Source organism: Polynucleobacter wuianus, from assembly GCF_001659725.1.
Taxonomy (GTDB): domain Bacteria; phylum Pseudomonadota; class Gammaproteobacteria; order Burkholderiales; family Burkholderiaceae; genus Polynucleobacter; species Polynucleobacter wuianus.
The window spans coordinates 1,500,686-1,522,882 of record NZ_CP015922.1 but is presented as its reverse complement, the minus strand read 5'-3'; the positions used below and the strand labels follow the sequence as shown (position 1 = coordinate 1,522,882).

Below are 22,197 nucleotides of genomic sequence, written 5' to 3'. Positions count from 1 at the left end.
GCTAGAGTCGCGACTAGCAGCGTAGCAATGGATAGCTTCACGCTCTATCAATTGGAATGAAGCCAACTAATATTCGAATAGATAAACATATTGATAGGGGTGGCATATGCCAATTTCAAATACAGACTTGCAAGAGTTAGCTAAGGTATCCTTGGATGAGTACTTGCGCAATCTACCGGTCGATCAAATCGCCGTAGAGCGACCTTTCCTTAAAAAACTCATGGAAGGACGCAAGAGCCTATTAGGTGCAAAGCAGAACGTAGTGGAGAACATCCGCAAAGAGCACGGCAGCAACTTTAGCTGGGCATTTGGCGAGGAGACGGTCAAATTCAATAAGCGCAATACGACTGAGCAAGCTTCCTTCCCATGGCGTAGAGCGGTCGATGGCTTGTATATCGACTATGACCGCTTATTTAGCAATGGCATCAAAGTGCGTGAGGGTGGGGCGCGAGGTTTTCAGCTGGAATACAACGAGCGTGTACAACTCATCAACCTCTTGGATGAGCAATTAGAGGTCCTGAGAGAAGGATTCCTTAATAAGCTAGATCTTGAGCTGCACCGCGACGGCTCACACGGCGCAGATGCCGTAGTGGGCCTAGACACCCTAGTCAGCTTAGCGCCAGATGCTGGCACAGTAGGTGGTATCGATCGAGCTAAAGCAAGTTACTGGCGCAACTACGCCGTTAAAGACATTGCGTCAACAGCGCCAGGTAACTTAGTCGGGGAGATGGAGACTGCATGGCGACAATGCATTAAGCATGGTGGAAGTCCTGATTTCATCATCGCGGGTGGCAAGTTCATTGATACCTATCGTAAGCAAGTGACAGTGACTCATATTGCCGGATCAGGTGAAACCAAGTACATCGATGCTGGCGTGGGTGCAGGAGTGAACACAGGCCTAGCCTTTAAAGGGGTTGAGATCATCTGGGATCCGCAGTTTGATGAACTTGATGCCATGGCTAATCGCACAGTGGAGTGGAGTAAGCGCTGCTATTTCCTCAACACGCGCTTTATGAAGTTGCGTGATGACGACTTAGACATCGTTGCCCCAATTCGTCCGCATGACACGCTCGCCATGTACGCCATGGTGAACTTACGTTGTGCTTTATCCATCTCAAGAGTAAATGCCCATGCGGTATTAGCCATTCAATAAGGAAGATCAATATGAACCACAAAGAACTCATTCATAGCGACTTCCAAATTAAAGAGGTGGAAGCGGTAGTACGCAGGGATGCATTCACAACCATCCATGTGCATGTACCGCCATATGAGACCAATATCCTTCGAAACCTCTTTGGGCGCGAGAACGTCACGGTGTTCGAGCGCCCATCAAAGACAACTATCACTCCAGAGCAGGAGTACGACCGCTTATGCGCCAAGTATGGCCATGAAGTCGTAGCCAAAGTCTTTGGCGAAGATGATGGTGATCGCCTAATGGAGATTGTAGAAGGTCTGATGAATGAAGGTCAGCTCCCAGCACAAGAGAAGACATTAGAAGGAGCTCTTGGGCAAGGGCCATCAGAAACCAAAGGAGTCAAGAAACGCTAGCAGTAGGGAAGGCCATCGCCATGACCACTAGCGGCAGGTGTTTGGGTGCGGCTGCGGGTGTTGAAGTAACCATGGTGTGTGGGCGCGCGTAACTGCGCCCCACTGCCAACACCAAAAAGACCTAGGCGGTAGTGGGGCGATGGACTTCTAGATATAAGCATCAAGAAAAGAGCTAATGACATGCTTCCAATCATCACATCTTTAGTGCAAACCTTGGCCGTCAATGGTCTTGGTCTGCTTGCAGGCGCCGTCCAAGCCAAGGGCAAGGAATTCATCGAGAGCAAGATTGGTGCGCGCATTCCAGATAATCCCAGTCAGGAAGACCTCATCAAGCTCAAGCAGCTAGAGATTGAACAAGAGCAACTCCTTTTGCAATACACCCTAAAGCAAAAAGAACTTGAAATAGAGGAATCAAAGCTTCTAGCAGAGATGCATCGAGCCTCCCAAGATAATGCAACCAATCGCTGGCAATCAGATATGGGCAGTGACTCCAAGTTATCGAAGAACATCAGACCAGGAACGCTGGTTTACATCCTGACGGCCTATCTATTGTTCGCCTTGCTCTCAGCCATGGGAATAGATATCAATGAAGCCTACGTAAAGCTTCTCGGCGAATGGGGGCAACTAGTCATGCTGGCTTACTTTGGCGGAAGATCAGTAGAGAAGATCTTTGAGATGCGTATGCATGGCTCGAATAGAAGAGAAGAGTTGAAGTGAATTCAAAAGTGAGCAGTTTAGTAGCGGAACAAGCAGCTTTTCTAATTGACGTCACCAGGCTGATTCAGTTTGCTACTGCAGAGGGTTGGGTGATTACAGGGGGTGAGCTCTGGCGCTCACCAGAGCAGCAGGAGATCTATTTCAGGAGTGGTAGATCAAAGACTATGAATAGCAACCATTTAAGACGCTGCGCTATTGATCTCAATTTCTTCTGGAATGGTAGGTTGGTATGGGATAAAGAGCTAATCCGCACGGTAGGTGAATATTGGGAGAGTCTGAGCTCTAAGAATAGGTGGGGTGGGAATTTCAAGGGATTTGTGGATGTTCCGCATTTTGAAAGGAGGGTTTAGACTTGCTTGTTCGACTACTGATCAATAATTTAAATTAAAGACCTTGATATGAAAATCAAAAAGATAAGATTAAAAAACGGATATAAGAGATTCTTTGATTTGACTATTGATTTGGGCGATAGTCCGAAGCGAATTATTGTGCTCGTTGGACCAAATGGGTGCGGAAAAAGTAGCATATTGGATGGCATGTTGTTTCACGCAAATGCATGGGGACATATTGGAAGTAAAGCTCCTAAAGGCTTTGAGTACCATTCGATGAATCGACAGCCAAATTATGACTATACGAATGTAGAGATTGAATTTAATACGGGAAGTTTTGAGTCCCTTCAATCCGCAAAGAAGAAAACTGGCCATGAAAAAACTATTTTTTCATTTAGAAGTCCATATCGCTACAACAGCAATCTAAAGGTTAGCGAATCTAAAGCTACGCCAGAGATTAAATTAAATGGTTATGGAGCAACTTCATCATCTGATCTTGATGACAAGATGGAGGACAACTACAGAAGGTTAAATATTAAATACACTAAGTATTTAAATGAAACGGATTGCAAGCCGAGTGAGGCACGTCAAAAGATTATTGGCGATTTAAATGAATCATTAAAAAAATGCTTGGATATCGAAGTAAGCGGTTTAGGTGACATAGAAGATTCAAAAGGCACAATCTTCTTTAAAAAATTGGACCACTTCAGCGAATTTGAGTTCAATGTCTTATCCTCAGGCGAAAAAGAAGTCGTTGATATTCTTTTGGATCTATATCTTAGAAAGGAAGAATACAGCGATACTATTTTTTTGCTTGATGAGCCGGAGCTCCACATTAACACCTCTATACAAAAGAATCTATTGCTGGAGATCAACAGGCTGATAGGTCCAGATTGTCAAATATGGATAACTACACATAGCATCGGTTTTTTGAGGGCTCTTCAAGAAAATCTTAAAGATGAAAGCCAAATTATTCTATTCAAAGATGGATTAAATTTGGCCTCAGAGGCACAAGTTTTAAGGCCAATTAAAAGAAGCATATTAAATTGGAGGGAAATTTTTACAATCGCGTTGGATGATATTTCACACCTAGTGAGTCCCAAAAGAATTGTTTATTGCGAGGGTAGGGGCGAACCCGGAAAGGAGGGAATAGAGCGAGGTCTGGACGCTATTATCTATAACAATATTTTTTATGAAAGCCATCCAGATACTTATTTTGTTTCTAGTGGCGGCAATACTGAGTTGGATCAAAGAAGTAACGTCGCGATTGCAATCCTATCAAAGGTATTTTCCAAGATTGAAATTTTAGTGTTGAAAGATAGAGATATGGCCTCAGGGAAAACAACAACCCAAGAGGATCGGGAGAAATACTTGTCAGGTAATCCGTCAAATCACCGAGTTCTGAAGCGTTTAGAAATTGAAAATTATCTCTATGACAAGTCTGTTCTGGAGGGGTACTCTAAGTTTAACGGCTTATCATTTGATTCGGATGGATACGATGCGCTGGTTAAAGAAATTTTCGACGATAACCTAAAGGATCAGACCGGTGCGATCAAAGAGTTATGTGGCGTTACATTTAGTATAAGTAAAGAGCAATTTAAGACAGATTTATCTGACTTCATAACCAGGGATATGGTGGTATTTAAAGAGCTAGAGGAATGTATATTTTTTGGGCGCTAAGCCACCTTCTTCGATAACTCAATAATCTCAGCCCCATTCTGCGCATGGGTCAGTTTCTCCCCCCACCACTTATATAGCTCAATCCGTTGTGTAAATCTTTCACCACGATCATAAGCCCTTACAACCTCATTCCCATGCGCGTGATCTAGTGCCAACTCAACAACATCTTGCTCAAAGCCATTGTCTCTGGCTAATGTTGAGAAGGCACTTCTCCAACCGTGTGGCGCATGCTTGCCCGCCATATTGAGTGTTACTCGATAAGCTTTCTCTAGACTTTCACGGCTAATGTATTGATTACCAGTGGGGGATGGGAATACATAACCTCGCCTACCAAACAGTTTCCCCCATGCCTTTAACTCTGCAGTGATTTGCGGACCCAAAGGAATGCGGTGATCACCAATACGCGTGTGATCTTTCATCTTGGCTCGAGGTATTACCCAAATCGGAATATCTGCATCAAGATCAAATTCTTTCCACTCAGCTTGCACAACGTTACTAATACGCGTTGCACTAAATGCGAGAAGGCGATGAGCCGCTCTAACTGATGGTGAGAGGCGTGCAGCATCTGCAGCGCGTAAGAGGGCGCCTAAAGAATTCCAATCTAGTAATGCAGGCATCCGTCCATTGGTTTTCTTCCGCGGAAGAATTTCCTTCACTGGTGCAGCAGAATTACCCTCACACAAACCTTTAGCCTGGGCATAACGAAACACCCCATTGAGGTGCTGCAAAATTCTTGTGGCAGTTTCTAGAACATCTCGTTTGTTAATGGTCTCAATTGCCTTGGCAATAACTGAGGGAGTAATACTTTCAATAGGCAGTGCTCCCAGAGATTTATAAACATCCCTTTCAAAAGCCCTTTTGGATTTCGTGAAGTGGGTTGCGCTCCATTCTTTCTCTTTCATGGAGAACCATTCTTCGGCTACAGCCTTGAAGGTGCTGTCACTCTGAGAAGCGGCATTGGCTCTATTAAGGCGCCTAGAAATGACTGGATCCTGGCCTTTGGTAAGACAGGCTTTGACCTCGTTTAGCTCTAGTCTTGCTTGAGCCAAGCTGTTTTGTGGATACCCGCCTATGGAATAACTTTTTTCTTTGCCTTCGATGCGATATTTGATGCGCCAAATAGCAGTTTGGGTCTGGGTGATAAGTAAATAAAGGCCTCGGCCATCTGCAAGCTTGCTGCCTGGGGCTGAGCGGTTGATGAAGCTCTTGATCCCTTTATCCGTAAGCTTTCCAGAAATACCCCCAACCATGTTTTTGACCCTGTTCGATTTTGCTCTGATACCCCCAATAATACCCCCAGCGTATTTGGATACAGCAGAATCTAGAAAGACCACAATGGGCGTACAGCCCTTTATCTACAAAGAAAAACGCCACCCTGGTGGGTGGCGTTGGACTGTTACATACTTCAAAATGGTGGAGTCGGCGGGAATCGAACCCGCGTCCGCAAATCCTCCACAACAAGTTCTACATACTTAGTCATATCGTTTAATTTAATCAGTTAGGCACGGATTGACACGTTCCTCGCTGACGATTCACTAAGTTTTCGTACTATTCTTCGTGACGCAAAATAGTCTTATCTCTTGTATATGACCCTGATGTAGCTTGCGCTACCTGACCCAAGAGAGAATCAGTTCAGGGGCAACCGCAATTAAGCGGCTAGTGCGTAACGTTCGTCGTTAGCAGTTATTACATTCCCATTGATTTACGAGATAACGGGTCCTCGGTATGCCCTTGATGCTTTGTAATCCACGTCGAAACCATGTCGACCCCAGAGTTCATGCATAGGAGGCACTATTTTAAAGCCGCTGGCCTTAAATTACCGAATATCTTTTACCTTATCCCTTGCTGGGAAAGATGATTTGCAACAAATCAAGCGGGGTATGGATGATGAAATCCGCACCCCAGGCCTCTGGAGGCTCTTTGCAGCCGCAATAACCATAGGCTGCTGCGACCGTTTGCATACCTGCCGCCTTGCCTGCCAGAACGTCTCTGATGTCGTCTCCAACATAAAGCGATTTTGTAGGGTCAACATTGGCCATTTTGGCTGCATGCAAGATCGGTTCTGGATGTGGCTTTGAATAAGGTGTTGTATCGCCTGAAACAGTCGAAATGGATCTCTGACTTAAACCCATGAGCTCAACTAAGGGATTGGTAAAGCGTTGGCTTTTATTGGTCACAATACCCCAGGGCAGTTTGGCTTGATCCATTGCATCGAGTAAGTGATGCATGTCGTCAAATAACTTGCTTTCGACCAAGAGAGCTTTTTCATAGTTGGTAAAAAATTCATCACGCAAAGCTATGAAGTCTGGATGGTCTGTGCTAATACCAAATGCGCCCTCAAGAAGTCCACGGGCGCCAGCTGATGCATAGGGCCTCAGAAACTCATATGGCTTTGGGGCTAAATTGCGAGCGATGAGGAGCTTGTTTGTAGCCGCTACCAAATCTGGAGCGGTATCGGCCAATGTGCCATCCAAATCAAAGAAGACTCCTTGGTAGGGGCTTACATTTAAACCTGCAGTCATTTACGCACGGCAATCATGTAATTCACATCCACATCATCATTCAGGCTGTATACCTGTGTGAGGGGGTTGTAACTCATTCCCTTCATGCCGAGCATTTCGAGATCTGCTTGGCGCGTAAAGGCGACTAATTCTGAAGGCTTGATGAATTTAGCGTATTCGTGAGTGCCCTTTGGCAGTAACTTGAGAATGTACTCTGCACCAATAATGGCGAATAAGTAGGACTTTGGATTGCGATTTAAGGTGCTAAAAAATAAGGTGCCGCCCGGCTTGCAAAGCTTGGCGCAGGCACGCACCACAGATGCAGGATCAGGAACGTGTTCAAGCATTTCCATGCATGTTACGACGTCATATTGTTCTGGTTGTTCTTCAGCCAAGGCTTCTGCAGAGATGGAGCGATAGGTGAGAGTGGCTCCTACTTCTAATGCGTGCAATTCAGCAACCTTTAATGCTTTTTCAGACAAATCGATGCCGGTGGTGTCGGCACCCGATTGGGAAATGGATTCAGCCAGGATGCCGCCACCGCAACCAATATCAACCACTTTTTTACCTTCCAAACTCACGAAGGATTTAATCCAATTAAGGCGCAGTGGATTGATCGCATGCAAAGGCTTGAACTCGCTATTGGGATCCCACCAGCGATGGGCGAGGGCGCTAAATTTAGCGATTTCAGATTGATCAACGTTCATATTGAGTTACTTTAGTGTGGAGCAATTGGTGAAGTTTATGAATATAGCGGAAATAAAAAAGCCCGCTAGAAGCGGGCTTTTTTACAAGTAAAGTGAATTACTTAGCTGCTGTACCAACAACTTCGATGTCGGTACGGCGGTTCTTAGCACGGCCTTCAGCAGTTGCGTTAGATGCAACTGGATTGCTCTTGCCTTTTGATTCTGTGTAGATACGGCTACCGTCAACACCCTTGCTTACCAAGTATGCTTTAACGGATTGCGCACGACGCTGACCGAGGGCCATGTTGTATGCATCTGTACCAACGCTATCAGTGTTACCAACAGCGATAATTACTTCCAACTTGATCTTGCTCAAATCAGCAGCGATCTTGTCCAAAGTAGCTTTACCTTCTGGTTTCAAGTCAGACTTGTTGAAGTCATAAAGTGTGTCAGCTTGCAAAGTGATTTTGCTTTGGCTAACGCCAGAAGCAGCAGCACCAGCTACCAATGCACCGTCACAGCCTTTAGCTGCAGTTGCAGGTGTCCAGCTGTTATCACGCCAGCACAATGCGCCGTCGCCGTTTTTCCAGTTAAGGGCGCCGTCGCCGTTTTGCCAGTTATCAGAAGCCATTGCTGCGGAAGCAGAAACAGTAATAACAGAAGCGAGCAACAGTTTTAGGGTTTTGTTCATTTTTAGTCCTCAAAAATCTCTTTTTAATTAAAGTCAAACTTAAATGTAATTCGCCCTACTTTGAAGCTAAAAACCGCAAAGCGACACATCTCAATTTCGTACAAACTGACAGAATCTTAGCATAGCGCCCCTCTGTCATCAAAATGATATTATTTCTAGATGGAACAAGCCGCTAAAGAAACACTACCAATATCCCTCGAAGACGAAATGCGGCGGTCCTATTTGGACTACGCAATGAGCGTCATCGTCGGCAGAGCCCTGCCAGACGTGCGTGATGGCCTCAAACCGGTTCACCGCCGGGTCTTATTCGCAATGTATGAATTAAACAACGATTGGAACCGAGCTTACAAAAAATCTGCCCGTATAGTTGGCGATGTAATCGGTAAATACCACCCGCACGGTGATTCTGCGGTGTATGACACGATCGTTCGCATGGCCCAGGATTTCTCTCTGCGCTATATGCTGATAGACGGGCAGGGTAACTTTGGCTCCGTAGACGGTGATAACGCTGCTGCGATGCGGTATACCGAGATTCGCCTGCGCAAGATCGCCCATGAGCTTTTGGCCGATTTAGATAAGGAAACTGTCGATTTTGGGCCAAATTACGACGGTAGCGAGAAAGAACCCCTGATTTTGCCGGCCAAAGTGCCAAATTTGCTGATAAACGGCAGTTCGGGTATTGCAGTGGGTATGGCTACCAACATCCCGCCCCATAACCTGGATGAGGTGATTTCAGCCTGTTTACACGTCCTCCACAACCCAGAATGCTCAATTGATGAGCTGATTGAGATTATTCCAGCCCCTGATTTCCCGACCGCCGGCATTATTTACGGTGTTCAAGGGGTTCGTGAGGGTTATCGCACCGGTCGTGGTCGTGTGGTGATGCGTGCCAAAACTCACTTCGAAGATTTAGACAAGGGCGCGCGTCAAGCGATCATCGTTGATGAATTGCCATATCAAGTAAATAAAAAGAACTTACTCGAGCGCATTGCCGAGTTGGTCAATGAGAAAAAAGTTGAAGGTATTTCTGATTTGCGTGATGAGTCAGATAAATCTGGCATGCGTGTTGTGATTGAACTCAAGCGCGGTGAAGTACCTGAAGTGGTTCTCAATAATTTGTACAAGAGTACTCAACTGCAAGATAACTTCGGTATGAACATGGTGGCATTGGTGGACAACCAACCACGCTTGTTGAACTTGAAGCAAATGCTGGAGTACTTCTTGCAGCATCGTCGCGAGGTGGTTACACGTCGCACCATTTTTGAATTGCGCAAAGCACGTGAACGTGGCCACGTATTAGAAGGTCTCGCTGTTGCACTAGCAAACATCGACGAATTCATTGCGATTATTAAAGCAGCTGCAAATCCTGTTATTGCTAAACAAGAATTGATGGGCAAAGCTTGGGATTCCTCAATGGTACGTGAGATGTTGGCGCGCGCTGAGACCGATACACCAGGCGGCCGTAACGCTTATCGTCCAGAAGGCTTGCTGCCTGAATACGGCATGCAAACTACGGGTTTGTATCGTCTGTCTGATAGCCAAGCCCAAGAGATTTTGCAGATGCGTTTACAACGCTTGACTGGCCTTGAGCAAGACAAGATTGTGAATGAGTACAAAGAAGTGATGGCGGAGATTTCTGACTTGCTAGATTTGTTAGCAAGACCAGAGCGCGTTACTTCTGTAATTGAAAGTGAGCTCAAAGAAGTTCAATCTGAGTTTGGCGCTGCTGGAAGTGACAACGGTCGTCGTTCGTTTATCGAAATGAATGCAACCGAGCTCTTCACTGAAGATTTGATCACACCGCAAGATATGGTGGTAACACTTTCACATACTGGTTACATGAAGAGTCAGCCGCTCAGTGAGTACCGCGCGCAAAAACGTGGTGGTCGTGGCAAGCAAGCTGCTGCAACGAAAGATGAAGACTGGATTGATACTTTGTTCGTGGCGAATACACACGACACAATTTTGTGCTTCTCCGATCGCGGTCGTATGTACTGGCTCAAGGTGTGGGAAGTACCGCAAGGTAGTCGCACATCGCGCGGTAAGCCAATAGTCAATATGTTCCCGCTGATTGAAGGCGAAAAAATTACGGTGATTCTTCCAATTAAGGGTTATCAAGATGATCAGTACGTTTTCATGGCAACAAGCTTGGGTACTGTGAAGAAGACACGTTTGTCTGATTTCTCCAACCCACGTAAGGCCGGCATTATTGCGGTTGACTTGAATGAAAATGACTTCTTAGTTGGTGCAGCAATTACCGATGGTCAGCATGATGTGATGTTGTTCTCCGATGCGGGTAAAGCCGTACGCTTTGATGAGAATGATGTTCGCCCGATGGGTCGCACTGCACGTGGTGTGCGTGGCATGAACTTGGGCGAAGGTCATCAAGTGATTGCGATGTTGGTTGCTCCAGCGGAAGCTGCTGAGGGTGCTGAAGCGGCAGTGGTTGATGCTAATGGTGTTGCGATTCCAAGCAGCGTTTTAACTGCAACTGAAAATGGTTACGGTAAACGTACGCCGATCGCGGAATACACCCGTCATGGTCGTGGCACAAAAGGCATGATTGCAATTCAGACAACAGAGCGTAACGGTAAGGTTGTTGCTGCAGCTTTGGTATCACCTGAAGATCAAATTATGCTGATCACTACAGGCGGCGTCTTAGTGCGCACTCGTGTATCTGAAATTCGTGAGATGGGCCGCGCCACTCAAGGTGTGACCTTAATCAACGTGGATGAAGGCACTCGTTTGTCTGGCTTGCAACGCATTGCTGAAAGCGATTCAGACGATGATGCTGATGATGGTGAAGAAGGTGATGCTTCTGTAGAGCCAGCAGCTGATTCCAATCCTGATGCGGCAAGTGACGCTTAAAGCGTCATCACAAGACTCGTAACGCTATGACTTTTGACCGCCGCATCTTCAATTTCGCTGCGGGGCCTGCTACTTTGCCCGAAGAGGTATTGAAGCAGGCTGCCGATGAGATGCTTAATTGGCGTGGACTCGGTACGAGCGTGATGGAAATTAGCCATCGCAGTAAAGAGTTCATGGAGGTGTACGAAGAGGTTATTCAAGATCTTCGTACCCTGATGAGTATTCCTGACTCTTACGAGATCCTACTCTTGCAAGGTGGTGGTCTTGGTCAAAATGCAGCCATTCCAATGAATCTCATGCCGCTCGCTAAAAATGGGCCCAAAGCGGATTTCATTGTTACGGGTGTTTGGTCTGAAAAATCATATAAAGAAGCGCAGAAATACGGCGCAGCAAATTTAGCTGCTTCTTCTGCTGCAGAAAAATTCAACACAATTCCTGCAAGATCATCTTGGAACTTATCAAGCGATGCGGCATATGTGCATTACTGTGCGAATGAAACCATTGGTGGCGTAGAGTTTCCAAATGTTCCAGATGTTGGCAATATTCCATTGGTTGCAGATATTTCAAGCAACATTCTTTCTAAGGAAATGGATGTCAAGCAGTGCGCCGTGTGGTTTGGTGGTGCGCAAAAAAATATTGGCCCATCGGGTGTGACAATCGTCATTATTCGTAAAGATTTGTTGGGTCATAGTATGGGCATTACCCCCACGATTTGGGACTGGTCTGTTCAGGCCAATACTCAGTCGATGATTAATACCCCGCCGACATTTTCAATCTACATGGCTGGTTTAGGTTTCAAGTGGCTGCTTAAACAGGGCGGTGTGAAGGCGATTGAAAAACGTAATCAAGAGAAAGCCGATTTGCTCTACAACTTCTTAGATCAAAGTAGTTTGTATGAAAATCGCGTCACCAAGGAATATCGCTCACGGATGAACGTGACTTTCTTCTTAAAAGATGAGAACCTAAACGCAGAGTTTTTGGCGCAGTCAAATGCTGCTGGTTTAGTTGCCTTGCGTGGCCATAAAGCTGCAGGCGGTATGCGCGCTAGTATCTATAACGCAATGCCCATTGAAGGTGTAAAAGCCTTGGTTGAATTTATGCGCGACTTTGAAAGGCGGGCTTAATGAGTACTGAAGAACAGCGCTTAGCTCCCTTGCGGGAAAAAATTGATTCGCTGGATGCACAGATTTTAGATTTGCTGACTCAGCGTGCAAAAGCTGCGCAAGAAGTGGGTCATGTCAAAGGTGGCTTCTCATCACCAGTCTTTCGTCCTGAGCGTGAGCGTCAGGTCGTTACTCGCTTGCAAGAAATTAACAAAGGCCCCTTGCTTCCTGATGGCATCGCCGCTATTTGGCGTGAAGTGATGTCTGCTTGTAGAGCTTTAGAAGCTCGCCAAACAATTGCCTATCTTGGGCCGGTAGGAACATTCTCTGAGCAGGCCGCACAAACTTACTTTGGCCACTCAATTGCAGGCTTGCCTTGTGCAAGCTTGGATGAAGTATTTAAAGCTGTAGAGAAGGGTGCGGCGCAATTTGGCGTAGTTCCTGTTGAAAATTCAAGTGAAGGGGCAATCTCTCGCACACTCGATTTGTTGTTGGATTCGTCGATGCGTATTAGCGGTGAAGTGGTGTTGCCGATTCGTCATCATCTCTTGACTAAGAGTGGTAATTTAGATGGTGTCACAACGGTTTGCGCCCATGCACAAGCATTAGCTCAGTGCCAACAATGGTTAAGCGTGCATGCACCACAATTGAAGCGTCAGGCCGTAAGCAGTAATGCTGAAGCGGCGCGTTTGGCGGCAAGCGATCCAACCCTAGCCGCTATTGCTGGTGATCCTGCACAAGAAGCTTATGGCTTGCAAGCAGTTGCCGCGCAGATTCAAGATGATCCGCACAATCGCACTCGTTTCGTGGTGGTGGGCAATTACGCTTGTCAGCCTACTGGTAAAGATCAAACTTCTTTAGTGCTTTCAGTAAATAACCAGCCTGGCGCAGTCCATCGCTTGTTAGCGCCTTTAGCAAAACATGGCGTGTCCATGAATCGCTTTGAATCTCGTCCTGCACGCAAAGGCACTTGGGAATATCACTTCTACATAGATATCGCTGGCCATGCCGATGATGAAAAAGTTGTAAAAGCTTTAGATGAGCTCAAGGGAGTTGCTGCGTTTTATAAGAACCTCGGCTCATATCCTCACTCTATTTAATCAACTTGCAAAATCCGAATGACTTCTAAGATTGGTCTGAAACATATTCATGCAATCGCACCTTACGTTGGTGGGCGCCCCATCAGCGAAGTTGCACGCGAATACGGTCTTGATGAAAACAAGATTGTGAAGTTGGCATCCAATGAAAATCCGTTGGGTATGCCCAAGTCCGCACAAGATGCAATGCTCAAGGCTGCGAGTGATTTGGGTCGGTACCCAGACTCCAACGGTTTTGATCTCAAGAATGTATTGGCTAAGCGTTTGGGAGTGCCAAGTGATTGGATTACTCTGGGCAATGGCAGTAATGACATCCTTGAGTTAGCGGCACGTGCTGTTGCGCAAGCGGGTGATGAAATCATTTTCTCTAAACATGCATTTGCTGTTTACCCTTTAGCGACCCAAGCTGTTGGTGCTAAGGCGGTTGAGGTTTCGGCAACCGCTACTTATGGCCATGATTTAGCAGCGATGGTGGCTGCAGTCAAAGCTGCTGGTGACAGGGCTAAGTTGGTATTTGTAGCCAATCCAAATAATCCAACGGGAAGTTATCTCACGGCAAAAGAGATTGAAGACTTCTTGTTAGCAGTGCCGCCTCACGTAGTAGTGGTTTTGGATGAGGCCTACAACGAGTATTTAACGCCTGAGCAACGCTACGACGCAATTGCATGGGTCAAGCGCTTTCCCAATATGATTTTGTCTCGCAGCTTCTCTAAAGCATATGGGCTTGCGGGTTTACGTATTGGGTATGGTGTTGCTCAGCCTCACTTAACGGATTTATTGAACCGTATTCGTCAGCCATTTAATGTAAATAGCTTGGCTCAAGCGGCGGCAATCGCTGCATTTCAGGACGAAGCATTTTTGCAGCAAGGCTTTGAACTCAATCGCGCAGGTTACGAGCAATTTACCAAGGCATTTGATGAGCTAGGACTTCAGTACCTACCATCCTCTGGCAACTTTGTTTTGGTAAAAGTTGGTGAAGATGATCAAGCGGGTGTACGCATTAATTTGGAATTACTCAAGCGCGGCATTATTGTTCGTCCGGTAGGTAACTATGGTTTGCCACAGTGGTTACGGATCTCTATTGGCCTGCCAGAAGAAAACGCGGTATTTCTGGATGCCTTAAGAGCGATCGTGGCGCAGCAGTAAATTCCCAAAACAAACAGATCAATGACCATCATCAATCCTTCAAGCAATTACGGCACTGTCACCATCGTTGGTGTTGGCTTGATTGGCGCTTCTTTGGGTTTAGCACTCAAAAAAGCGGGTGTGGTTACTAAAATCTTAGGGGTTGGCCGTAGCAAAGAAAACTTAGATCAAGCCTTGAAGATGGGCGCGATTGATGGCGTAGTTAATTTAGTAGAAGCAGCCAAACAATCTGATGTGATTGTGCTTTGTGTTCCAGTAGCCCAAATGCGCGCAGCATTTGAAGTGATGGAGCCCCATCTTGAGTCCCGCACCATGGTTACAGATGCAGGAAGCACAAAAGGCGATGTGATTTTGGCTGCCAAAGAAGTGTTAGGTAAAAAGGCTTGTCAGTTTGTGCCGGCCCATCCAATTGCAGGTGGGGCGCAACATGGTGCAAGTGCTGCTAAGGCAGATTTATTCCAAGGCAAGCAAACCATCATTTGCCCTTTGCAAGAGAACTCCCCCGAAGATACTGCATTGATCATCGGTTTTTGGGAGTCTGTTGGTTCTGAGGTGAAAAAGATTGGTGTCGTACAGCATGACGCAATTTATGCGGCAGTTTCTCATTTGCCGCACATCTTGTCTTACGCTCTGATGGCTAGCGTCGTCAATTCTGAAGATGCGGATCAAAAGCTTGGTCATGTCGGCGCAGGCTTTAAAGATTTCACTCGAATTGCAGCTTCTAGTCCAGAAATGTGGCGTGATATTTGCTTGGGTAATCGAACCGCTATCCTGAAAGAGTTAGATCAGTATTTGTTGATCGTCAATCATATGCGTAAGCTTATTGCCGAAAATGACGGTGCTGGGCTAGAAAAATTATTTAATAAGGCGAGCAAAGCCCGTCAAGATTTGGACTCTATTTGATGAGTGGTTTGCCAGATATCACTATTGGTCCATTGAAGCGAGCGCAAGGCTCTATTGTCTTGCCGGGCTCAAAGAGTATTTCAAACCGCGCCTTACTTTTAGCGGCGCTTTCTACTGGCACCACCACTCTGAAAAATCTATTAGATGCAGATGACACACAGGTGATGCGTAATGCTCTGCGTCAGCTTGGTCTGTCTGTCACTGATAAGGCTGACAAGGTTTGCGTTGTAGAGGGTTGTGGTGGCAAATTTCCAGTTCGCGATGCTGATCTCTTTATGGGTAATGCAGGTACTGCAATCCGCCCCCTAACTGCTGCCTTGGCAATGCAAGGTGGTCAATATCGCTTATCTGGTGTTGCGCGGATGCATGAAAGGCCTATTCGTGATTTGGTAGATGGCTTGCGTCAGGTGGGCGCCAAGATTGAATACGAAATGCAAGAAGGCTATCCCCCAATCAAAATCTTGGCTTCAGACATTCAAATTAAAGATGTTGTTAAGGTACGTGGTGATGTTTCCAGTCAATTTTTGACGGCATTACTGATGGCTTTACCTTTGGTTGCAAATGAGCCGGTACGTATTGAGGTCATTGGTGAACTCATTTCTCGTCCGTATATCGATATCACCCTTAAGCTGATGGCGCGATTTGGGATAAATGTAGATTGCCCTGATACCCAGTCATTTTTGATTCCTGCAAAAACTTCTGATGCGGTTTACAAGAGTCCAGGTCAATTATCAGTAGAGGGTGATGCCTCTTCTGCCTCTTACTTCTTAGCCTTAGGCGCCATAGGCGTTGGCCCAGTGCGAGTGCTGGGTGTGGGTAATAACAGCATTCAAGGAGATGTCGCTTTTGCTGATGCGCTTGGTTTGATGGGCGCTAATATTTCTGCTGGTGAGGATTGGATTGAAGTTTCGGGTGTAAAGAATGCCAATGGCAAGCTTAATGGCATCACAATTGATTGCACAGAAATTCCAGATGCTGCAATGACACTTGCAGTTGTCGCTTTGTTTGCAGAAGGGCCAACCCGTTTAAATAACATTGCAAGTTGGCGCATCAAAGAAACCGATCGTATCGCTGCGATGGCAAAAGAATTAAAAAAGGTTGGTGCGATTGTTGAGGAAGGTGCTGACTATATCGTTGTTCAAGCGCCAGCATCGAATAATGATTGGAGCTCACCGAGTTCAGGTATCGATACTTATGATGACCATCGCATGGCGATGTGTTTCTCACTGGCCGCATTTGGTCCGAATGCACTCAAGATCAATGATCCCAACTGCGTAGCAAAAACTTTTCCCACTTACTTCGCAGAATTTGCGAAAGTGGTTAGTTAACTCAAAAACGATTTCATGAGCAATTTTCCAGTCATCGCAATTGATGGTCCCACTGCCTCGGGTAAAGGTACAGTTGCTTCTTTGCTTGCTGAGAAATTGGGTTTTCATTATTTGGATAGCGGGGCGCTCTATCGCTTAGTGGCCCTAGCTAGTGAAAAACAAGGAATTGACGTCAAAAATGGCCCTGAATTAGGCCTTTTAGTTCCTAAGTTGTTGATTTTATTTAAAAATTCTCAAATTTTTCTCAATGGCGAAGATGTTACGGATGCCATTCGCACTGAAAACATTGGCCTGAGGGCCTCTACCTTGGCCGTTCATCCTGAGGTGAGAACTGCTTTGGTGGGTCTGCAACGCAGTTTTCGCCAACCCCCTGGCCTAGTGGCTGATGGCAGGGATATGGCAAGCGTCATATTCCCCGATGCAGTTTTGAAGGTTTTTTTGACGGCAACAGCTATCGCTAGAGCCGAACGTCGCTATAAGCAATTGATAGCTAAGGGAATTTCTGCTAAACTTTTCGACTTACTGCAAGATTTGCAGGAGCGCGATGCCAGAGATAGCAGTCGAGGTACCGCACCCTTGTTGGTTGCAGATGGTGCAAAAGTGCTTGAAACATCAGATCTTTCGATAGATCAAGCAGTTAAGACAGTTTTGGATTGGTATCAATCCGCGATTGCTTAGTTTTGTAAGTAGTGAGTAGTTGGCGGTTAGTTTTACAAGAAGTAGTTTTGGTGTCTTAGGAAACTCCACAACGCGATCATTTCATTAGCGTGTTTCTTTAAGGCTTTTTTAACCTAACCCGTCGGGCCTTCTGACGGCAAAAAGTGAATACACATGTCTGAATCATTTGCAGAATTATTTGAAGAATCATTAACCCGATCGAATATGAAGACCGGCCAAGTTATTTCGGCTGAAGTTCTTCGCATCGACCATAACTTCGTCGTTGTTAACGCTGGCTTAAAGTCTGAAGCGTTTATTCCTGTTGAAGAATTCCATAACGACGCTGGGGAGATTGAAGTAGCTCCTGGCGATTTCGTTTCTGTTGCTATTGACGCCCTCGAAAACGGCTATGGCGACACCATCCTCTCCCGTGACAAAGCGAAGCGCTTGGCATCATGGTTGAATTTGGAAAAAGCTCTCGAGCAAGCTGAGATCGTTACCGGTACTGTTACTGGTAAGGTTAAAGGCGGCTTGACTGTGATGGTTAACGGTATCCGCGCATTCTTGCCAGGATCACTCGTTGATACACGCCCAATTAAAGACACCAGCCCTTACGAAGGTAAGACGATGGAGTTCAAGGTTATCAAGCTCGACCGTAAGCGTAACAACGTAGTGTTGTCACGTCGTGCAGTTGTAGAGGCTAGCCAAGGTGAAGAGCGTGCTAAGTTGATGTCTAACCTTAAAGAAGGTGCAGTAGTAACTGGCCTCGTTAAGAACATCACTGATTACGGCGCATTCGTTGACCTCGGTGGTATCGATGGCCTCTTGCACATTACCGATTTGGCATGGCGTCGCGTGCGTCACCCAAGCGAGATGTTGACTGTTGGTCAAGAAGTTACCGCTAAGATTTTGAAGTTCGATCAAGAGAAGAACCGTGTTTCACTCGGTGTGAAGCAACTTGGCGATGATCCATGGGTAGGTATCGCTCGTCGTTACCCACCGAACACCCGTTTATTCGGCAAAGTAACCAACTTAACTGATTACGGCGCATTCGTTGAAATCGAATCTGGTATCGAAGGTTTGGTACACGTTTCTGAAATGGATTGGACCAATAAGAACGTTGCTCCAAGCAAAGCAACTGCATTGGGTACCGAAGTTGAAGTGATGGTTCTCGATATTGATGAAGACAAGCGTCGTATTAGCTTGGGCATCAAGCAGTGCAAAGCAAATCCATGGGAAGAGTTTGCACGTTCACAACAAAAAGGCGACAAGCTTTCTGGCGCAATCAAGTCAATCACTGACTTCGGTGTGTTCATTGGCTTGCCTGGCGGTATCGACGGTTTAGTTCACCTCTCAGACCTCTCATGGAATGAGTCAGGCGAAGAAGCTGTTAAGAAATATAAAAAAGGTGATGAAGTTGAGGCCACCGTATTGGCAATCGATGTTGAGAAAGAGCGTATCTCTCTCGGTATCAAGCAATTGTCTGGTGACCCATTCAACAACTACACATCCGTTAACGACAAAGGTGCTTTAGTTACCGGTACTGTTAAGGCGGTTGATGCTAAGGGTGCAACAATTCACTTGGCTGATGAAGTTGAAGCTTACTTACGTGCTTCTGAGATCTCAACAGATCGCGTTGAAGACGCACGTAACGTATTAAAAGAAGGCGATAGCGTAACTGCAATGATCATCAATATTGATCGTAAGTCACGTGTGATCAATCTTTCAATCAAAGCAAAAGACAGCTCTGATCAACAAGATGCAATGAGCAAGCTCCAAGGTGATGCGCAGTCTGGCACAACCAATTTGGGTGCTTTGTTAAAAGCAAAATTGGACAATCAAGGCTAAATCAATATCGCCGCTTTCCATTAGGAGGGCGGCGATTTTTTATTGATAGATCATGACAGATCAAGAGCAACAAGCAATTACCCGCTCCGAACTCGTGGAGAGCCTCGCGGAACAGTTTCCGCAGCTTCTGCCCAGGGACGTGGAGTTGGCAGTCAAGACATTGCTGGACACAATGACTCAAGCTTTGGCAGAAGGTAAGCGGATTGAGTTGCGCGGCGTGGGGAGTTTTGTGCTCCACCATCGTCCTGCACGCACCGGTCGTAACCCAAAGTCTGGCGAGAAGGTATTGATCCCAGAAAAACGCGTTCCGCATTTTAAGCCCGGCAAAGAGTTGCGTGAGCGAGTAGATTACAAGCCACTGAAACAAGCGGGCCCTGAAGAGGGTTCTAGTGCCTAGTATTCTGGCTCATCCTCAGTGGTCCGTTCGGACCATTTTTTTATTTAGATTCTGCGCACCATGATTCAGATGGCTACCTCTTGGTTACTGCTTCTACCAGTTATGTTTGGTATTGGCTGGTTAGCATCACGTTGGGACTTGCGTCTTGAGAATCGCATGGATGAGCGTGAGCGCATGCGTCAGCAACGCTCCACTTTTAAAGGCCTCAGTCTCTTATTAAACGAGCAACCTGATCAAGCAATTGAAACACTCGTGAAGATTGCTCAACTAGATCCTGAGACTGTTGAGCTCCATTTTTCACTTGGTAACTTATTCCGTCGTCGTGGTGAGACTGAGCGTGCTATCAAAGTGCATCAACATCTAGCTAACCGTGATGACTTAAAGCCGCGCGATCGTGATCATGCTGCTTATGAATTAGGCCGTGACTTTTTGCGCGCAGGTTTACTCGATCGCGCTGAGGCATCGCTGAACCGGGTCGGCGATGGTAAGTACGCTGTGCCAGCAAAAGAAAGTTTGTTAGAGATGTATCAAGTAGAGCGTGATTGGAAGAAAGCCATCATTGCCGCTGCTGAGCTTGAGGGTTTACAAGGGAAATCTCATCACACTGAAATTGCTCAGTTTCATTGTGAGCTAGGTCAGGATGCCTTACGTCGCAAAGACTTAGTAGATGCTGAACAATCGATTGCAAGAGCGCTGCAAGCTGTGCCTAACCATGCTCGTGCCTTAATTTTGCAGGGCGACTATTTAATGGCAGTAGAGCGACCACCACAAGCGATTGAAGTGTGGAGTGTAGTCGCTGCATCGCATCCTGCTTATATGCATCTATTAGCCGATCGTTGGATGATTGCTCACACAGCCCTAGGCAAAGAGAATGAAGGGTTGGATCGACTTTGCGAATTACTCAAGACCCAAGCATCAGGCGAGTTATTAGATATTGTTCATAAGCAGGTTATGAAAATTCGGGGACCAGAGGCTGCTAACGTGATGTTGTCTGAAGTAATGCAACACTCTCCAAGCTTAAGTGCTTTATCTAAATTGGCTGAAACCCGTCTTGCTTTAGAAGAGGGTAGCGCAAACCCAGAGAGACTCTCTGAATTGCAATCGATTTTGTACCTTTTGCGTCAGCGCACTACGAGCTTGGCTCGCTATACCTGTGGTAATTGCGGTTTCCGTGCACGTCGTTTTTATTGGCAATGTCCTGGCTGTAATAATTGGGAGGCATACTCCCCAAGACGTTCTGAAGGTGTCGCTCCAAGCGGCCCATCAATGTAATACCATTTATAAAATAGACATATAGACATTATTAGGAGCTCGCTTGAAAGTTACAATTATCGGCAGTGGTTACGTAGGTTTGGTTACTGGAGCTTGCCTTGCTGAACAAGGGAACAATGTTTTTTGTCTAGATTTAGACCCCAAGAAGATTGAGATTCTTAATTCTGGTGGTGTTCCAATTTATGAGCCCGGACTGAAGGAAATGATTGAGCGCAATCGTGCTGCTGGTCGTCTGCAGTTCTCAACTGATATCGCGGCCTCAGTTGCGCACGGCGATGTTCAATTTATTGCTGTAGGTACACCCCCGGATGAAGATGGCTCAGCTGACCTTCAATATGTTGTTGCGGCAGCACGCAATATTGGCCGACATATGACTACTGCAAAAGTGATTGTGGATAAATCTACTGTCCCAGTTGGAACGGCCGATAAAGTATCAGCAGCAATTACTGAAGAGTTAGACAAAAGAGGTTTGTCTGCAGAGCTCTGCTCTGTAGTATCTAATCCCGAGTTCTTAAAAGAGGGCGCTGCTGTTGAAGACTTTATGCGCCCAGACCGTATTGTGATCGGTACTGAAAATACGCCAGCAGGTCTGCGTGCTAAAGAGCAAATGCGCAAACTCTATGCACCATTTAATCGTCATCATGAGCGTACTTATTACATGGATGTGAAGAGTGCTGAGTTAACGAAGTACGCTGCAAATGCCATGTTGGCTACTCGTATCTCCTTTATGAATGAATTGGCCAATTTAGCAGATTTAGTTGGTGCGGATATTGAAGCAGTACGTCAAGGCATTGGTTCAGACTCGCGAATTGGCTTTGGGTTTTTGTATCCTGGTACAGGTTATGGAGGCTCATGCTTTCCGAAAGATGTTTCTGCTTTATCTAAAACTGCTAAAGAGCATGGACGTGATTTGAAGATTCTGGATGCAGTTGAAGCGGTGAATGAAATCCAGAAGTATGTATTGGTAGAGAAGATTGAAAAACGTTTTGGTAAAGATCTTTCCAATATGAAGTTTGCTCTATGGGGTCTTGCGTTTAAGCCCAATACAGACGATATGCGTGAAGCGCCAAGTCGAGTGATTATTCAAGAACTGGTAAAGCGTGGCGCAACAGTAGTGGCCCATGATCCAGTAGCGATGCCAGAAGCAAAACATTGCTTTGATTTGGACTTTAAGGGAAATCCAGAGGGTCTGAAGAAGATTGTTTTGGTTGATGATCCAATGGCTGCATTGGACGGTTGTGACGCATTAGTTGTCGTGACAGAGTGGAAGGCGTTCCGTAGCCCCGACTTTGATGCTGTTTTACAAAAACTGACTCGCCCGGTTATTTTTGATGGCCGCAATCTCTATGAGCCACAAGCCATGGAAGAGTTGGGTATTGAATACCATGGCATTGGGCGACATAATTAAGTCCATATCGAAACAGCA

Annotated in this window: 20 protein-coding genes, 1 other RNA gene and 1 pseudogene; 16 read left to right on the top strand and 6 right to left on the bottom strand. The window is 46.1% G+C overall.

Features of this window, described 5'->3' with window-relative positions:
* Positions 1-106 precede the first annotated feature (106 nt).
* Both A8O14_RS07835 and A8O14_RS07830 read left to right on the top strand, forming a co-directional pair.
* Positions 107-1,153 carry a phage major capsid protein gene (locus A8O14_RS07835; protein ID WP_068948994.1) on the top strand — a complete coding sequence of 349 codons (1,047 nt, stop codon included), beginning with the start codon at positions 107-109 and terminating at the stop codon, positions 1,151-1,153.
* 11 nt (positions 1,154-1,164) lie between these two features.
* Positions 1,165-1,548, top strand: coding sequence for a hypothetical protein (locus A8O14_RS07830; protein ID WP_068948993.1), 384 nt, complete (start codon positions 1,165-1,167; stop codon positions 1,546-1,548).
* Here A8O14_RS07830 and A8O14_RS07825 read toward each other — a convergent pair.
* Complete coding sequence (locus tag A8O14_RS07825; protein WP_068948992.1) at positions 1,545-1,730, bottom strand: hypothetical protein; 186 nt, start codon at positions 1,728-1,730, stop codon at positions 1,545-1,547. The two genes, A8O14_RS07830 and A8O14_RS07825, sit on opposite strands and share 4 nt — an antisense overlap.
* Here A8O14_RS07825 and A8O14_RS07820 point away from each other — a divergent pair.
* From A8O14_RS07820 to A8O14_RS07810, 3 genes are read left to right on the top strand one after another with little or no spacing between them, the layout of a single operon-like run.
* Complete coding sequence (locus A8O14_RS07820; RefSeq protein ID WP_068948991.1) at positions 1,729-2,265, top strand: hypothetical protein; 537 nt, start codon at positions 1,729-1,731, stop codon at positions 2,263-2,265. The genes A8O14_RS07825 and A8O14_RS07820 overlap by 2 nt on opposite strands.
* Positions 2,262-2,615 carry a M15 family metallopeptidase gene (locus A8O14_RS07815; protein ID WP_228385055.1) on the top strand — a complete coding sequence of 118 codons (354 nt, stop codon included), beginning with the start codon at positions 2,262-2,264 and terminating at the stop codon, positions 2,613-2,615. Before A8O14_RS07820 ends, A8O14_RS07815 begins: the two co-directional genes overlap by 4 nt.
* Before the next feature lie 48 nt (positions 2,616-2,663).
* Positions 2,664-4,274 carry an AAA family ATPase gene (locus tag A8O14_RS07810; protein WP_068948990.1) on the top strand — a complete coding sequence of 537 codons (1,611 nt, stop codon included), beginning with the start codon at positions 2,664-2,666 and terminating at the stop codon, positions 4,272-4,274.
* On the opposite strand, the gene A8O14_RS07805 is transcribed toward A8O14_RS07810, so the two are convergent.
* From A8O14_RS07805 to ompA, 5 genes are all read right to left on the bottom strand, one after another.
* Complete coding sequence (locus tag A8O14_RS07805) at positions 4,271-5,524, bottom strand: tyrosine-type recombinase/integrase (protein ID WP_068948989.1); 1,254 nt, start codon at positions 5,522-5,524, stop codon at positions 4,271-4,273. The genes A8O14_RS07810 and A8O14_RS07805 overlap by 4 nt on opposite strands.
* 161 nt (positions 5,525-5,685) lie before the next feature.
* Positions 5,686-6,044: a transfer-messenger RNA gene (gene ssrA / locus A8O14_RS07800) on the bottom strand.
* Between the two features lie 65 nt (positions 6,045-6,109).
* Positions 6,110-6,796, bottom strand: coding sequence for an HAD family hydrolase (locus A8O14_RS07795; protein ID WP_068948988.1), 687 nt, complete (start codon positions 6,794-6,796; stop codon positions 6,110-6,112).
* Complete coding sequence (gene ubiG, locus A8O14_RS07790; RefSeq protein ID WP_068948987.1) at positions 6,793-7,482, bottom strand: bifunctional 2-polyprenyl-6-hydroxyphenol methylase/3-demethylubiquinol 3-O-methyltransferase UbiG; 690 nt, start codon at positions 7,480-7,482, stop codon at positions 6,793-6,795. Before ubiG ends, A8O14_RS07795 begins: the two co-directional genes overlap by 4 nt.
* 97 nt (positions 7,483-7,579) lie before the next feature.
* A complete protein-coding gene (gene ompA / locus A8O14_RS07785; protein WP_068948986.1) occupies positions 7,580-8,152 on the bottom strand; it encodes an outer membrane protein OmpA in 573 nt (190 codons plus the stop codon).
* Positions 8,153-8,311: 159 nt separating this feature from the next.
* Here ompA and gyrA point away from each other — a divergent pair, with 159 nt between their 5' ends.
* The 11 genes and pseudogenes from gyrA (at position 8,312) to A8O14_RS07730 (ending at position 22,179) form a co-directional block, all read left to right on the top strand.
* Positions 8,312-11,020, top strand: a complete 2,709-nt coding sequence (gyrA, locus tag A8O14_RS07780; RefSeq protein ID WP_068948985.1) for a DNA gyrase subunit A — start codon at positions 8,312-8,314, stop codon at positions 11,018-11,020.
* A 26-nt stretch (positions 11,021-11,046) separates the two neighbouring features.
* Positions 11,047-12,144 (top strand): 3-phosphoserine/phosphohydroxythreonine transaminase, encoded by a 1,098-nt coding sequence (gene serC, locus A8O14_RS07775; protein ID WP_068948984.1) that lies wholly within the window; start codon positions 11,047-11,049, stop codon positions 12,142-12,144.
* Complete coding sequence (gene pheA / locus A8O14_RS07770; RefSeq protein WP_068948983.1) at positions 12,144-13,223, top strand: prephenate dehydratase; 1,080 nt, start codon at positions 12,144-12,146, stop codon at positions 13,221-13,223. Before serC ends, pheA begins: the two co-directional genes overlap by 1 nt.
* 18 nt (positions 13,224-13,241) lie before the next feature.
* Positions 13,242-14,366 carry a histidinol-phosphate transaminase gene (gene hisC, locus A8O14_RS07765; RefSeq protein ID WP_068948982.1) on the top strand — a complete coding sequence of 375 codons (1,125 nt, stop codon included), beginning with the start codon at positions 13,242-13,244 and terminating at the stop codon, positions 14,364-14,366.
* Positions 14,367-14,387: 21 nt separating this feature from the next.
* Complete coding sequence (locus tag A8O14_RS07760) at positions 14,388-15,269, top strand: prephenate dehydrogenase (protein WP_068948981.1); 882 nt, start codon at positions 14,388-14,390, stop codon at positions 15,267-15,269.
* An 8-nt stretch (positions 15,270-15,277) separates the two neighbouring features.
* On the top strand, positions 15,278-16,597 hold the full coding sequence (aroA, locus tag A8O14_RS07755; RefSeq protein WP_099092336.1) for a 3-phosphoshikimate 1-carboxyvinyltransferase: 1,320 nt from the start codon (positions 15,278-15,280) through the stop codon (positions 16,595-16,597).
* A 15-nt stretch (positions 16,598-16,612) separates the two neighbouring features.
* Positions 16,613-17,275, top strand: a complete 663-nt coding sequence (gene cmk / locus A8O14_RS07750) for a (d)CMP kinase (RefSeq protein WP_068948979.1) — start codon at positions 16,613-16,615, stop codon at positions 17,273-17,275.
* A gap of 153 nt (positions 17,276-17,428) precedes the next feature.
* Complete coding sequence (rpsA, locus tag A8O14_RS07745; RefSeq protein ID WP_068948978.1) at positions 17,429-19,102, top strand: 30S ribosomal protein S1; 1,674 nt, start codon at positions 17,429-17,431, stop codon at positions 19,100-19,102.
* A gap of 52 nt (positions 19,103-19,154) precedes the next feature.
* Positions 19,155-19,451, top strand: a pseudogene (locus tag A8O14_RS07740) (integration host factor subunit beta); the annotation flags it as partial.
* Positions 19,452-19,559: 108 nt separating this feature from the next.
* Entirely contained in the window at positions 19,560-20,771 is a 1,212-nt protein-coding gene (lapB, locus tag A8O14_RS07735; protein ID WP_068948976.1) for a lipopolysaccharide assembly protein LapB, read from the top strand.
* 43 nt (positions 20,772-20,814) lie between these two features.
* Positions 20,815-22,179, top strand: a complete 1,365-nt coding sequence (locus tag A8O14_RS07730) for a UDP-glucose dehydrogenase family protein (protein ID WP_068948975.1) — start codon at positions 20,815-20,817, stop codon at positions 22,177-22,179.
* The last annotated feature ends 18 nt before the right edge of the window (positions 22,180-22,197 follow it).